Raw genomic sequence first — 14,531 nt, 5'->3', positions numbered from 1 at the left:
GTTAAAAATGAATATATGTTATAATCATTATAAATAATAAATTCTATATTGTAATTATTATAAATTAGACAGGGCGTTGGGGGTGCAAGCTGAAGTTATGCATATTCTTGTTGTGGGTTTAGATTATAAAACAGCCCCTGTTGAGATACGGGAACAGCTGAGCTTTGAACCGAGTGAGCTCGGAACAGCGATGTCCAAGCTTAAAGAAGAAAAAAGCATTCTAGAGAATATCGTCATCTCAACATGTAATCGAACAGAGATCTACGCAGTAGTAGATCAGCTTCATACTGGACGGTTTTATATAAAAAGATTTTTAGCCGATTGGTTCGGTTTAGAAAAGGAAGATGTCTCTCCATATTTGAAGTTCTATGAAAACGATGGAGCGGTTGAGCATTTATTCCGTGTGGCCTGTGGACTTGATTCCATGGTCATTGGTGAAACGCAAATACTCGGTCAAGTACGCTCCAGCTTTAAAGTAGCTCAAGAGGAGAAGACCATTGGTACCGTTTTCAATTATTTATTTAAACAGGCGGTAACCGTTGCAAAACGCTCTCATGCGGAAACAGATATTGCGTCTAACGCCGTATCTGTCAGCTATGCAGCTGTTGAGCTTGCCAAAAAAATCTTTGGACGTCTTTCTGATAAGCATGTCCTGATTCTTGGTGCGGGCAAAATGGGCGAACTGGCGGCTCAAAACCTTCAAGGTCAAGGAATCGGCCAAGTAACGGTCATCAATCGAACGTTTGAAAAAGCAAAGGAATTGGCCGGTCGTTTTTCAGGAGAGCCTAAGAGCTTAAACCAATTAGAAAAAACATTATCCGAAGCGGACATTTTAATCAGCTCAACGGGTGCGAAACAATTTGTCATTACAAAAGAAATGGTCGAAAGTGCGAATAAAAAACGGAAGGGCAGACCTCTATTTATGGTGGATATTGCTGTACCCCGTGATTTAGATCCAGCTATTTCTGAAGTAGAAGGTGCTTTTTTGTATGACATTGATGACCTTGAAGGCATCGTGGCTGCCAACTTAAAAGAGCGCCGTGCAGTGGCTGAGCAGGTTGAGCTTCTGATTGAAGCAGAAATTGTGGAATTTAAGCAATGGCTGAATACGTTAGGTGTTGTTCCGGTCATTTCTGCCCTTAGAGAAAAGGCACTTACAATTCAAGCCGATACGATGCAGAGTATTGAGCGGAAGCTTCCAAACCTCACAAACCGTGAAATGAAGCTGTTAAATAAACATACGAAAAGCATCATCAACCAAATGCTGAAAGATCCTATCTTAAAGGCAAAAGAAATTGCCGCGGAGCCGAATGCAGAGGAAAAGCTTTTACTCTTTAAAGAAATCTTTGATTTACAGGTTGAAGATGAAGAGCAAAAGGTCGAATCTGCACAGGTGGAGCAAGGATCATTTCAGCTGTTCAAACCAAATATGGCACAAGGCTTTGCTACAGTTGCCAGTGAGTGATTAAGCGATGATGGAATCCATTGTAGCGAGACTCAATGAAGCGACGATCTTAATCTATGCACTAAGTGTCTTGTTCTATTTCATAGATTTTCTTCAACACAACCGGAAGGCTGGAAAAATGGCTTTCTGGTTGCTTTCTATTGTCTGGCTGCTGCAAACAGTCTACATGTTCTATATTATGATGGAAACAGACCGATTCCCTGTGTTGAATGTAGCAGAGGGGTTATATTTTTATACGTGGGTGCTTGTGACACTTTCTCTTGTCCTCACAAAGGTATTGCGCGTTGAATTTATTGTCTTTTTTACAAATGTGATCGGTTTTTCCATGATGGCGATTCACACCTTTACACCATCTGACCTCCATTCAGCAGAACTAACGGGGAAGCTCACGAGTGAACTGCTCGTGATTCATATTACGATGGCGATTTTATCCTACGGTGCCTTTTCACTTTCATTTGCGTTTTCACTGCTTTATCTCTTTCAATATCGTTTACTGAAAAAGAAAAAATGGGGAAAATGGCTTCTGAGAATTGAAGACTTATCAAAGCTCGATCATATGGCGTACGTATTAAACATTATTGGTGTGCCAATGCTCTTGCTTAGTTTAATTCTTGGCATCATTTGGGCATATATTTCGTATGATACGTTGTACTGGACAGATGCAAAGGTGCTTGGTTCGTTTATTATGCTGTTTTTATACGGCTTTTACTTATATATCAGATTGGTGAGAAATATGCAGGGCAAAATCGTGGCACTATGGAATGTCGCTTCATTTCTTGTGCTGATGATCAATTATTTTCTGCTTGGTAGCTTATCAACCTTTCATTGGTTTCAATAATGATGAGTCTTAAAGGCATTGTCGGGAGGAAGACGTATTGCGTACAATTAAAGTAGGTTCTAGACGAAGTAAGCTGGCAATTACACAAACAAAATGGGTCATTCAAAAGCTGTCTGAACTAAACCCTTCTTATTCTTTTGAAATAAAAGAAATTGTGACTAAGGGTGATCAAATTTTAGATGTGACCTTATCTAAGGTTGGCGGAAAAGGACTGTTTGTTAAAGAGATCGAGCAGGCGATGCTGAATCATGACATCGATATGGCGGTGCACAGCATGAAGGATATGCCGGCTGCTCTTCCGGAAGGTTTAGTGATTGGCTGTATTCCTGAGCGTGAAGATGTGCGGGATGCACTTATTTCGAAGGATCATCTGAGTCTCAGCGAACTGCCTAAGGGCGCAATTGTGGGAACGAGCAGCTTACGGCGCAGCGCCCAGCTTCTTCAGGAGAGACCAGATCTTGAGATTAAATGGATTCGAGGAAACATTGATACAAGATTGGAAAAGCTGAAAAATGAAGAGTATGATGCCATTATTCTAGCGGCCGCCGGTCTGTCTAGAATGGGATGGAGCAAAGAGGTCGTGTCGGAATTCTTATCTCCTGAGACGTGCCTTCCTGCCGTTGGACAAGGCGCGCTGTCGATTGAGTGCCGCGGGGATGATGAAGAGCTGCTTAAGCTTCTCGCCCAATTTACGAATGAATATACGAAGAAAACGGTCCTCGCAGAAAGAGCCTTCCTCAAACAAATGGATGGAAGCTGTCAGGTGCCGATCGCCGGCTATGCAACGATGAATGAGCATCATGAAATTGAACTAACAGGTCTTGTTGCATCTGCTGATGGGCACACGATTATTCGAGAAACCGTCACAGGCACTGACCCTGAAGCCATAGGAACAGCGTGTGCGAAGCAGATGGCCGATAAGGGAGCAAAGGATTTGATCGACAAGGTGAAAAAGGATCTGTCTCAATGAGCATAGGCAAATCGCTTCACGGACAGACGGTGCTTGTCACTCGAAATGAACGTCAAGCGGGCGTGTTTCAGCAAAAGATCGAAGCGCTGAACGGCCATGCGGTTTTAACCTCTCTTATTCGGTTTGAGCCTACGCTCACAAAAGAAAAAGCGCAGGCCTTTTTAAAGGACTTACAAAATAGCCAATGGCTTGTTTTCACGAGTGTGAATGGTGCGTCTTTTTTTCTGAATTACATAAAAGACCATCATTTACATAAGAGCTTAACCCATTTGAAAGTCGCTGCTGTAGGCGAGAAAACCTCTGCCTATCTTGAGCAACACGGCCTGAAGGTGGATGTGGTGCCAGAACGATTTATAGCGGAAGAGCTGGCAGATGCATTACTTGATCATGTACGCCCAGGAGAGCGTGTGTTTGTAGCAAAAGGGCATCTGTCACGAGATGTGGTGAAAGAGACCCTCATTCCGCTCGGCATAGAGGTAAAAGAATGGATTTTATATGAAACAGTCAAGGATGAGGAAGGAATTGTTGCTCTCAAATCAGCAATGACAAAGCAATCATTTGATTTTATTACATTTACGAGCTCATCCACTGTTCATTCTTTTATGCATGTGATGGAACCAGACGCAACGATGCTGGCTGCATCTGACACCTGTTTTGTGACGATCGGTCCTCTGACAAAAGAGGCACTGCTTCAATACGGGATTTCTTCTGAAACCCCAGATACTTATACGATAGACGGAATGCTAGATTTAATGTGCCGTTTATCTGAAAGGAAGTTGAACCATTGATGAAATTTAACAGACACCGCAGATTGCGGACAAGCGCAGGAATGAGAGAATTAGTCAGAGAAACCTTTTTAAGACCATCTGATTTCATTTACCCGATCTTTTTTGTAGAGGGAGAAAATGTACGAAAAGAAGTCTCTTCAATGCCGGGTGTATATCACATTTCTGTAGACCTGGTGAAAGAAGAAGTTCAAGAGCTTGTTGATCTTGGTATCAAATCGATCATTGTATTTGGTGTGCCGGATCATAAAGATCATGTAGGCAGTGAGGCGTATCACGATCATGGCATTGTTCAAAGGGCAACGCTTGAGATCAAAAAGCATTTCCCAGAGCTCGTGGTCATTGCAGACACTTGCTTATGCCAATATACAGATCACGGACATTGCGGAATCGTTGAAGATGGAGAAATTTTAAATGATGAATCTCTTCAGCTATTAGCGAAAACTGCTGTCAGCCAAGCGCGTGCAGGTGCAGATATCATCGCGCCTTCAAATATGATGGACGGATTTGTTGTTGCCATTCGTGAGGCACTTGATGAAGCAGGCTTTATTCATGTACCTGTCATGTCATATGCGGTGAAATATGCAAGTGCTTTTTACGGTCCGTTCCGTGATGCGGCACATAGTACACCGCAGTTTGGAGATCGTAAAACATATCAAATGGACCCTGCAAACCGTTTAGAGGCTCTAAGAGAAGCGCAATCTGATGTAGAAGAGGGAGCTGACTTCTTGATTGTCAAACCATCTCTTTCTTACTTAGACATTATGCGTGATGTGAAAAATGAATTTACACTCCCTGTTGTTGCTTATAATGTGAGCGGAGAGTATGCGATGGTGAAAGCCGCCGCTCAAAATGGCTGGATTTCTGAAAAAGAGCTTGTTCTTGAAATGCTGACAAGCATGAAACGTGCAGGAGCAGAACTCATCATTACGTATCATGCAAAAGATGCAGCAAAATGGCTCTCAGAATAAAGAACGGATAGACAGGAGGACGTTGAAATGGGACGTAGCTATGAAAAATCAAAGCAAGCATTTGAAGAAGCACAGCAATTAATGCCTGGTGGTGTCAACAGCCCTGTGCGTGCATTTAAATCAGTCAACACAGACCCGATTTTTATGGAACGAGGCAAAGGCGCCAAGATCTATGATATTGATGGAAATGAATACATCGATTATGTCTTATCATGGGGACCGCTTATTTTAGGACATACGAATGACCGTGTTGTTGAAAGCATTCAGCGAGTAGCGGAAAATGGGACAAGCTTCGGTGCTTCTACGTTAGTTGAAAATGAATTAGCTAAACTTGTATCAGAACGGGTTCCTTCCATCGAAGTTATTCGTATGGTCAGCTCTGGTACAGAGGCGACGATGAGTGCACTTCGTCTAGCTCGCGGTTTTACAGGCAGAAATAAAATTGTGAAATTTGAAGGCTGCTATCATGGCCACGGTGATTCTTTGCTCATCAAAGCGGGTTCTGGAGTGGCGACGCTTGGACTGCCGGATAGTCCTGGTGTTCCTGAAGGGACTGCAAGCAACACAATCACAGTACCGTACAATGATTTAGAAAGCATTCAAGTTGCTTTTCAAGAATTTGGAGACGATATCGCGGGTGTCATTGTAGAACCGGTTGCAGGAAATATGGGGGTTGTCCCTCCGCAAGAAGGTTTCTTGCAAGGACTGAGAGACATCACGGAGCAATATGGATCATTACTTATTTTTGATGAGGTCATGACAGGCTTCCGCGTGGATTATCACTGCGCGCAAGGCTATTTTGGCATCACACCTGATCTGACGTGCCTTGGTAAAGTCATTGGCGGCGGTCTTCCGGTCGGTGCTTATGGCGGAAGAGCGGATATTATGAGACAAATTGCGCCAAGTGGTCCAATTTATCAAGCAGGAACGTTATCTGGTAACCCTCTTGCGATGACAGCAGGCTTAGAAACCCTAAAACAGCTGACACCTGAGTCTTATGAAGAGTTTAAACGAAAAGGTGACCGTTTAGAAGAAGGTATTTCGAAAGCAGCAAAAGCATACGGAATTCCATTAACGTTTAACCGTGCGGGTTCCATGATCGGATTCTTCTTTACAAATGAAGAAGTGATCAATTATGACAAAGCGAAAACAGCTGATCTTGCTTTATTCGCTGAATTTTACAAGGAAATGGCCGATCACGGCATTTTCCTCCCGCCTTCTCAATTTGAAGGACTATTCCTGTCAACAGCTCATACAGATGAAGACATCGAATATACGATTGAGACAGTGGAAAAGGTTTTTCAAAAACTACGTCGATAAAACAAAAGGCCGATATGGGGACATATCGGCTTTTTTGCATTGGAGAAAACCAATCATATTTTCACTTCTTCCCTCATACAACTGTATTGACATCTAATTTTATTTTTTAAGGATTAGATGAAAGGAGGACACCGACTTGTCTCAAAACAATCGATTACAGTTTTCGGTAGAAGAATCCATTTATTTCAAAAGCGGACAGGAAGTCAGTGAGCTGCTGTCAATTTCTCTCGACCCTGACATTCTCGTTCAAGAAGTGAATGATTATGTTTCCATTAGAGGTTCACTCGAGCTAACAGGAGAATACAACATAAATCAAGAGGAGCTATTGGGTGAATTGAGTTCCTTTCCAACATACAGGGAAGCAGATGAGGTAAAGGTCAGAGAAGACGGAACGGCGGAGCTTCTGCATCAATTTCCAGTCGATATCACCATTCCGAAGAACAAAATTAGTCATTTAAATGATGTGTTTGTGTTTATTGATGCGTTTGATTACCAGCTGACAGAGAATCGTTTGCTCACCATTCAGGCTGATTTAGCCATTGAGGGCTTGTTAGACGAGGAAACGCCTGAAGCGCCTGTAGAGGAGCCATATGAATTTGTCCATCGTCCTGAAGAGGATTATGGCGATATGGCCTACGATTATCAGTTGCAGCCGGAACAAGAAGAACAAGAAGAGCTGCAAAGCGAAGAACGTGAGCATGATGAGATTCAGCCTGTATTCCAACATGACACGCGCGCGGAGCAAGAGGAACAGGCAGTACAGGAAGAACAAGAAGAACAAGAAGAACAAGAAGAGGAAGAAGAAATTAAGATAGAGCTGGTGAGGGAGGTAGCGGAAACGCCCGAAGAAACGCCCGAAGAAACGGAAGAATTAGAAGAACAAGAAGAGCTGGAACAGCCTAATAACCAAGAAGAAGCGGTGGCGTCTGGCTATCGATCTATTCCTGAAGCTCAGGTGCAGGAACCGCCATTTTTTGAACCGCCAAAGCTATTAGAAGAAGAGGAGCGGGAAGAGCCGTTCTTTGAAGTGGAAGTAAGAAAGGATCCGGAAGCTGCTGAAGAGCAGGAAGAAACGGTACAGTCGTATCCGGCTTTTGAATCACCTGCTGATCAAGTGGAGCCTGAGCATGAGGCGACAGATGATGAATATCAGCTCGGGCGGTTATATGAACGGGAATCACCTAAAATATATGAGTCAGCTCAAGAAGAAGAGGAACTTGAAGAAGACGTGAGAGAAACGTCTGGCAGTGAGAACTCTCTTTATTTAACAAAGCTGTTCGCTAAGCAGGAGGAGGAAGATTTTTCTCGCATGAAAATATGTATAGTTCAGCAAGAAGATACGGTCGATCGTATTTGTGAGAGATATCAGTTGAATGTGCAGCAGCTTCTTCGCACGAACTCGTTATCGATTGATGCGGAGCTTGAGGAAGGGCAGATTCTTTATATTCCTGAATATCAAAAAAGCAATGCATAGCAAACGATGACTGACCGAGAAAATGTGGTGAGTGAACGTGGATGAAATCCAATCTGTCTTATACGAATATGGGCTTGAGGCTGAATATATTGAACCTGTCAGTCCTGCTGTCATCAAGGTGTATACAAAGCAGGGTGTATTTGCTCTAAAGCGAGTAAAAGCCAGCCGGCATATGCAATTTACAGAACAAATGCTTGAACTGGAATCAAAGGGCTATCGCTCCTTTGTACCGATTTATCGGACGAAGAGCGGTTCCTTTTTCTCAAGTCATCGGGAAAGCCATTATGCATACTATCTGATGCCGTGGCTGACGAATGAAAAGAGAGAAGAGCAGGACGATAAGCACGAATATTTATTTCAAGAGATTGCGAGACTTCATAAGCGGACTGAAGTCATGATGGATATCACAGAGCAAGAGATAGAAGCGCATTACACCCAAATCAAGACCAAATGGGAAACAGAGAAAGACATGTATGAACGATTCATAGAGCGGGCAGAACAAACGTGGTATATGTCGCCATTTGAGCTGGCCGCTGCTATGTATTTTTCAGAGGCGATGTCTGCCAGTGAATTTGCGCTTGAACGTTTAGAAGATTGGCATGAAGAAATGAAAGAAAAAGAGACAACACGTGTTGTGCTAAATCATGGGCAGCTATCGATCCATCACTTTTTGTATAATGATGTAGGGACAGGACATTTCACTAATTTCGAGCGGTCTAAAAAAGCCGCCCCCATTTATGATCTTCTGACCTTTTACTTTCGGACTTTCAAAACCTATCCCACGTCTTGTCCTGAATGCACTTCCTTGTTTTATACGTATCAAAAAGGAAATCCTCTTCGGGAGGAAGAACTGCATTTGTTCTTAAGCTACCTTGCTTATCCGCAAGGTCTGTTTGATACGATAAAAGCCTATGAAGCAGGCGGACAGGATGAAATGGAAAGCTGCCAGCAGCTGTTAAGAGCGTATTGGCAGATGAAAAATTCAGAGCCGACTGTCATGAAGATTCACGAGATTGAGCAGGCTAGACGGCTTGAAGAAGAACAAAGTGCCTCGTCATCGGCGGAATGACGAGGTTATGCTGCGCTGGCTTTATATGGGCAGGTACATAATGATAAGTTTTTAAAACCAATCAAGGTGAAAGGCACAGGCGAGAAAAATAAGAATACCTAGAATGAGGACGTCAAATGTCGTAGGGAAAATGATCGTACGAAATCCTTGAAATATAGCAATCGGGAGAACGACTTGGGAAGCAACTGCCCGAATTTGTCTCAGCCAGGGGGGAAGTGTGTAAGGATTGATCTTCTTCAAATCAAACGCCCTCCTTCTTCATTTTGTTATTATCATATGGGCAAAAGGGCGAAGGGTGCCTGCCCAATTTGTATAAAGAAGAAGAAAAGCGGAAAAGATGATTGACGAAAACAAAAGGCATTTAGTAATATTAATAAAAGATGAGTATGTGCTGATGAACGTGATATATCGTAAGCGTGGATCAGGAAGAGTACGAGCAAGACCCTAAAGAGAGGGAAACCAAGAGCTGAAAGGTTTCCTAGGATGTACTTGTTTGGAAGGTCGCCTGTGAGCTTAATTTCTTGAATGAACAAGTAGAGAAATTCGGGAGAACCCCGTTATCCTTTAGAGTGTATGGGACACGTATATGTGTCTCGTGAAAAAAGGTGGTACCGCGAAAAAGCTTTTTCGTCCTTTTATAAGGATGGAAAGGCTTTTTTTATGTTTCATCAGCCGAAAAAATGTGGAGGTTACACAAATGGGAACAAATAATCAAGAAATGCCAACAAAGTACGATCCAAATGCGATTGAAAAAGACCGCTATACGTACTGGCTTGAAGGGAAATTCTTTGAAGCACAAAATGACAAAACGAAAGATCCATATACAGTCGTCATTCCTCCACCAAACGTGACAGGAAAACTGCATCTTGGGCATGCATGGGATTCTACACTACAAGACATCGTGACACGTATGAAACGGATGCAGGGCTATGACGTTCTTTGGCTTCCAGGTATGGACCATGCCGGTATTGCGACTCAAGCAAAAGTCGAGGCAAAGCTTCGCGAAGAAGGCGTAAGCCGGTATGACCTTGGCCGGGAGAAATTTGTAGAAGAAACGTGGAAGTGGAAAGAAGAATATGCAGATTTTATTCGGAGCCAGTGGGCGAAAATGGGCCTTGGCCTCGATTACTCCCGTGAACGTTTTACTTTAGATGAAGGCCTGAATAAAGCCGTTCGCCAAGTGTTTGTTCAATTGTATGAAAAAGGGCTTATTTATCGCGGAGAGTACATCATTAACTGGGATCCAGCAACGAAAACGGCACTTTCTGATATTGAAGTGATTTATAAGGATGTTCAAGGTGCGTTTTATCACTTGAGATATCCGCTTTCAGATGGAACAGGTTCAATTGAAATTGCGACAACAAGACCTGAAACTATGCTGGGGGATACAGCCGTAGCCGTACACCCTGATGACGAACGCTATCAGCATTTGATTGGAAAAACAGTGGTTTTACCAATTACAGGCCGTGAAATCCCAATCGTCGGTGATGACTATGTCGATATGGAGTTTGGTTCAGGTGCTGTGAAAATTACACCTGCTCATGACCCGAATGACTTTGAGCTTGGAAACCGCCATGGGTTAGAGCGTATTCTTGTCATGAATGAAGATGGCACAATGAATGCGAATGCACTGCAATATAAAGGGATGGACCGCTTCGAATGCCGCAAACAGCTTGTGAAGGATTTACAAGAGGAAGGCATTTTGTTCAAAATTGAAGACCACATGCATTCAGTTGGTCATAGTGAGCGAAGTGGAGCTGTCGTTGAACCGTATTTATCGACACAATGGTTTGTGAAAATGCAGCCGCTGGCAGACGAAGCCATTCATCTGCAAAAAGGGGACGACCAAGTTCAATTTGTTCCAGATCGATTTGAGAAGACATATTTACATTGGATGGAAAATATCCGTGACTGGTGTATTTCTCGTCAGCTATGGTGGGGACACCGAATTCCGGCTTGGTATCATAAAGAAACGAAAGAAGTATACGTTGGTCTTGAAGCACCAGAAGATATTGAGAACTGGGAACAGGATAACGATGTGCTTGATACATGGTTTAGTTCAGCACTTTGGCCGTTTTCTACAATGGGCTGGCCAGATGCAGACAGTGAAGACTTCAAGCGCTACTACCCAACCAATCTGCTTGTAACAGGCTATGACATCATTTTCTTCTGGGTATCCCGCATGATCTTCCAAGGTCTTGAATTCACAGGAGAAAAACCGTTTAAAGATGTCCTCATTCATGGGCTCATCCGCGACGAACAAGGACGTAAAATGAGTAAGTCGCTCGGAAACGGAATTGATCCAATGGAGGTCATCGACAAATACGGTGCGGATTCATTAAGATATTTCTTAGCGACTGGAAGCTCACCAGGTCAGGATCTTCGTTTTAGCTTTGAAAAGGTTGAATCCACTTGGAACTTTGCGAACAAAATTTGGAACGCATCCCGTTTTGCTTTAATGAATATGGATGGTTTAACGTATGATGAGCTTGATTTATCAGGGGAAAAATCAGTTGCTGATCAATGGATTTTAACACGCTTAAATGAAACGATTGAAAGTGTCACACAGCTTGCTGACAAGTATGAATTCGGTGAAGTGGGCAGACATTTATACAACTTCATTTGGGATGATTTCTGTGATTGGTACATTGAAATGGCGAAACTTCCGCTTTATGGTGAAGACGAAGCGGCGAAGAAAACGACTCGTTCGATCCTTGCGTATGTATTAGATCAAACGATGAGGCTTCTACATCCGTTTATGCCGTTCTTAACAGAAGAAATCTGGCAGCATCTGCCGCATGAAGGTGAGTCCATTACTGTAGCGGCATGGCCTGAAGTGAAGCCGGAGCTTTCTAATGAACAAGCTTCTGCTGATATGAAGCTGCTTGTTGAACTCATTCGTTCTGTTCGTAACATTCGCAGTGAAGTGAACACGCCAATGAGCAAACAAGTTGAGCTTTACATTAAAGCATCTACGTCTGATGTTCAGGAACGTTTAGAGAAAAATCGTTCATATATTGAGCGCTTCACGAACCCAAGTGTTCTTGAAATTGGCACAGACGTTCCAGCTAGTGATAAAGCGATGACGGCTGTTATTTCTGGAGCAGAACTCATTCTGCCGCTTGAAGGCTTAATCAACTTGGATGAAGAAATTGCACGTCTGCAAAAAGAGCTTGATAAGCTGACAAAAGAAGTGGAACGAGTACAGAAAAAGCTTGGCAACGAAGGCTTTATGAAAAAAGCGCCTGAAAGTGTCGTAGAAGAAGAGCGTGCGAAAGAACGTGATTATGTCGCAAAACGCGAAGCTGTTCAAAAGCGTATTGAAGAGCTGAAAGCATAAGGTTGAAAAGACGGCTCCTAATGAAATGGAGTCGTCTTTTTTGAAAATTTCGTATGAAATGAGAGATGACATTGTTTACAACCTATCATGAAGCGATTGAGTGGATTCACAGCAGACTGGCCTTTGGTGTAAAACCGGGTCTTGAACGAATGAAATGGCTGATGAACAGACTAGGAAATCCGGAACAAAGCATAAAAGCAATACATGTTGCAGGTACAAATGGTAAAGGATCAACCATTGCGTTTACGCGTTCTGTTTTACAGGCAGCCGGCTATTCGGTCGGAACTTTCACCTCCCCATTTATACTAACGTTCAATGAAAGAATCAGCGTGAACGGAGCGCCTATAGAGGATGAAGAATGGCTGAGTTTGGTGAATGAAATCAAGCCTTTTGTTGATGAATTAGATCAAACTGAGCTTGGCGCAGCAACAGAATTTGAAATCATTACAGCGTGTGCATTTGCTTATTTTGCTCATGTGCACCAAGTAGACTTTGTCCTCTTGGAAACAGGGCTTGGCGGAAGGCTTGATTCTACAAATATTGCTGTGCCTATCTTAACAGCGATTACGTCGATTGGTCATGATCATATGGCCATTTTAGGTGACACACTTGAACAAATTGCAGCTGAAAAAGCAGGCATTATCAAAGAGGGTATTCCGATGATCACGGCAGTTCACCAGCCTGAAGCTCTTGCTGTCATTCAAAACACAGCCAAAGAAAAGAATGCCGAATGTATTTCCTTACATGATACTTGTATCTTTGATGAGCAGCAGCCGACAGAAACAGGTGAACGATTCACGTTACGCACATCAAAAAGGCAGTATCCTCAGCTTGAAACAGGATTAATTGGAACGCATCAAAGGCAAAATGCTTCCCTTGCTGTTTTACTCATTGAATGGCTGGAGCAAGAAGGCTATATTAGCGTGACAGAAGGGCAAATATATGAAGGCGTTCGGCAGGCAGTTTGGGCTGGAAGGTTTGAAAAAGTCAAAGATCATCCTCCAGTGTATTTAGACGGTGCTCATAATGAAGAAGGGATCGATCGTTTAATTGAAACTGTGCAAGCTCATTTTTCTAGTAAACAGGTGCATATATGTTTTAGTGCTTTAAAAGATAAGCCGTACAAGCAAATGATTCAAAAGCTTGAAGCCGTTAGTTCTTCTATCCATTTTGTTTCATTTGATTTTCCAAGAGCCGAATCAGCTGAAAAGCTTTATGTATGCAGTCATTTAGACGCAAAGTCGTATGATGATGACCCTCGTACAGTGCTTGAGTTCATTCAGAAAAAAAGTGATGATCCTTCAGCGGTGATTCTTGTGACAGGCTCTCTTTATTTTATTTCAGATATACGAAATCGTATGATCGGGTAACAAAAAAACGCAAATGGCTTCAATGCCTCTTGCGTTTTTTTCTTTTGATACGCAGAAGGGAAGTAAAATCATATTTTCGCTATGTGCTCAATGAATACGGTCGTGGTAAAATCCGGTCTATCTTATTCTCGGAAGGGGTCACGATATATGATAGGCATTTTTGTGTTTCTTGCAGGCATCACCATGGGGTCGTTCTTTCATCTAGTTGGTGAAAGGCTGCCACTGAAGCGGTCTATTCTTTTTCCTCGTTCTCACTGCACAGCCTGTAAACAGCCGCTTTCCTTGCGCGAGATGATTCCGCTAGTTTCGTATGCATTATTGAGGGGGACTTGTAAATATTGCGGCACTCGGCTGTCTTTGCTATATCCACTGATTGAGCTGCTGTCAGGCAGTCTTTTTTTGCTCATGTATAGAATCGCTGGTATTTCGTTTGAAGGTCTTTTTCTTGTGATTCTTTGTAGTTTATTTGTGATTGCTGTCGTGAGCGATCTCCTTTATATGAGGGTGCCAAACGAGCTGTTTCTCTTCTTTTTCCCTCTTTTCGTCATATACCGCACGCTTGAACCTCTTCTTATTTGGTGGGAAGGAGCGGCTTCGCTTCTTTTTTGCTTTCTCTTGTTTTATAGTTTAGATCGTCTCAAGCCAAATAGCATGGGCGGAGCTGATGTCAAGCTGTTCGGAGTAATTGCATTTTGCTTAGGATTCAAGCCATTCCTTCTCATTCTTTTCCTCTCGTGTATCGCTGGAATCGTCTATGCGAAGGTTTTTTCCTTTCGATTAGATGAGCCATTTCCCTTTGTTCCTGCGATCTCTTTTTCTTTTTGGCTGTATCTCTATGGAGCTCATGTCATGCTCCCATTCACCGGGTCGACCGGTTGAAAAAATTGGCGAACACTTTTTTTCCCTGCCGACAAAAGTCTTGTTCTTTT

At 42.9% G+C, this 14,531-nt stretch carries 12 protein-coding genes and 1 other annotated feature; of the genes, 11 read left to right on the top strand and 1 reads right to left on the bottom strand.

The window, feature by feature from the left end; genetic code table 11:
- Positions 1 to 97: 97 nt before the first annotated feature.
- The 8 genes from hemA (at position 98) to ysxE (ending at position 8,892) form a co-directional block, all read left to right on the top strand.
- The gene (gene hemA / locus NST65_RS12475) at positions 98 to 1,465 is read left to right on the top strand and encodes a glutamyl-tRNA reductase (protein ID WP_034279810.1); all 1,368 of its coding nucleotides are present in this window, start codon (positions 98 to 100) and stop codon (positions 1,463 to 1,465) included.
- Positions 1,466 to 1,472: 7 nt separating this feature from the next.
- Positions 1,473 to 2,303 (top strand): cytochrome c biogenesis protein, encoded by an 831-nt coding sequence (locus NST65_RS12470; protein WP_024423174.1) that lies wholly within the window; start codon positions 1,473 to 1,475, stop codon positions 2,301 to 2,303.
- A gap of 37 nt (positions 2,304 to 2,340) precedes the next feature.
- Positions 2,341 to 3,273, top strand: a complete 933-nt coding sequence (gene hemC / locus NST65_RS12465) for a hydroxymethylbilane synthase (protein WP_025092449.1) — start codon at positions 2,341 to 2,343, stop codon at positions 3,271 to 3,273.
- Complete coding sequence (locus NST65_RS12460; protein ID WP_065214570.1) at positions 3,270 to 4,061, top strand: uroporphyrinogen-III synthase; 792 nt, start codon at positions 3,270 to 3,272, stop codon at positions 4,059 to 4,061. Before hemC ends, NST65_RS12460 begins: the two co-directional genes overlap by 4 nt.
- Complete coding sequence (gene hemB, locus NST65_RS12455; protein ID WP_029706177.1) at positions 4,061 to 5,029, top strand: porphobilinogen synthase; 969 nt, start codon at positions 4,061 to 4,063, stop codon at positions 5,027 to 5,029. The genes NST65_RS12460 and hemB overlap by 1 nt, the downstream gene beginning before the upstream one ends.
- Positions 5,030 to 5,056: 27 nt before the next feature.
- Complete coding sequence (gene hemL, locus NST65_RS12450) at positions 5,057 to 6,349, top strand: glutamate-1-semialdehyde 2,1-aminomutase (protein WP_024427834.1); 1,293 nt, start codon at positions 5,057 to 5,059, stop codon at positions 6,347 to 6,349.
- A gap of 136 nt (positions 6,350 to 6,485) precedes the next feature.
- Positions 6,486 to 7,823, top strand: a complete 1,338-nt coding sequence (locus NST65_RS12445) for a LysM peptidoglycan-binding domain-containing protein (protein ID WP_111926385.1) — start codon at positions 6,486 to 6,488, stop codon at positions 7,821 to 7,823.
- A 37-nt stretch (positions 7,824 to 7,860) separates the two neighbouring features.
- The gene (gene ysxE, locus NST65_RS12440) at positions 7,861 to 8,892 is read left to right on the top strand and encodes a spore coat protein YsxE (RefSeq protein ID WP_111926387.1); all 1,032 of its coding nucleotides are present in this window, start codon (positions 7,861 to 7,863) and stop codon (positions 8,890 to 8,892) included.
- A gap of 51 nt (positions 8,893 to 8,943) precedes the next feature.
- On the opposite strand, the gene NST65_RS12435 is transcribed toward ysxE, so the two are convergent.
- Positions 8,944 to 9,132: a hypothetical protein gene (locus NST65_RS12435; protein ID WP_003216497.1), complete on the bottom strand. Its 189-nt coding sequence runs from the start codon at positions 9,130 to 9,132 to the stop codon at positions 8,944 to 8,946.
- Positions 9,133 to 9,300: 168 nt separating this feature from the next.
- Positions 9,301 to 9,530, top strand: a binding site (T-box leader).
- A gap of 59 nt (positions 9,531 to 9,589) precedes the next feature.
- On the opposite strand from NST65_RS12435, the gene NST65_RS12430 reads away from it, so the two are divergent.
- From NST65_RS12430 to NST65_RS12420, 3 genes are all read left to right on the top strand, one after another.
- On the top strand, positions 9,590 to 12,232 hold the full coding sequence (locus tag NST65_RS12430) for a valine--tRNA ligase (RefSeq protein WP_025092445.1): 2,643 nt from the start codon (positions 9,590 to 9,592) through the stop codon (positions 12,230 to 12,232).
- 65 nt (positions 12,233 to 12,297) lie between these two features.
- Positions 12,298 to 13,602, top strand: a complete 1,305-nt coding sequence (locus tag NST65_RS12425) for a folylpolyglutamate synthase/dihydrofolate synthase family protein (protein WP_101676811.1) — start codon at positions 12,298 to 12,300, stop codon at positions 13,600 to 13,602.
- 147 nt (positions 13,603 to 13,749) lie between these two features.
- Positions 13,750 to 14,481 carry an A24 family peptidase gene (locus NST65_RS12420; protein WP_098677007.1) on the top strand — a complete coding sequence of 244 codons (732 nt, stop codon included), beginning with the start codon at positions 13,750 to 13,752 and terminating at the stop codon, positions 14,479 to 14,481.
- The last annotated feature ends 50 nt before the right edge of the window (positions 14,482 to 14,531 follow it).

It is taken from the genome of Bacillus sp. FSL P4-0248 (assembly GCF_038593305.1).
In the GTDB taxonomy this organism is placed as follows: domain Bacteria; phylum Bacillota; class Bacilli; order Bacillales; family Bacillaceae; genus Bacillus; species Bacillus safensis.
The sequence above is the reverse complement of the archived record's forward strand: the minus strand, read 5'-3'. Positions and strand labels throughout refer to the sequence as shown.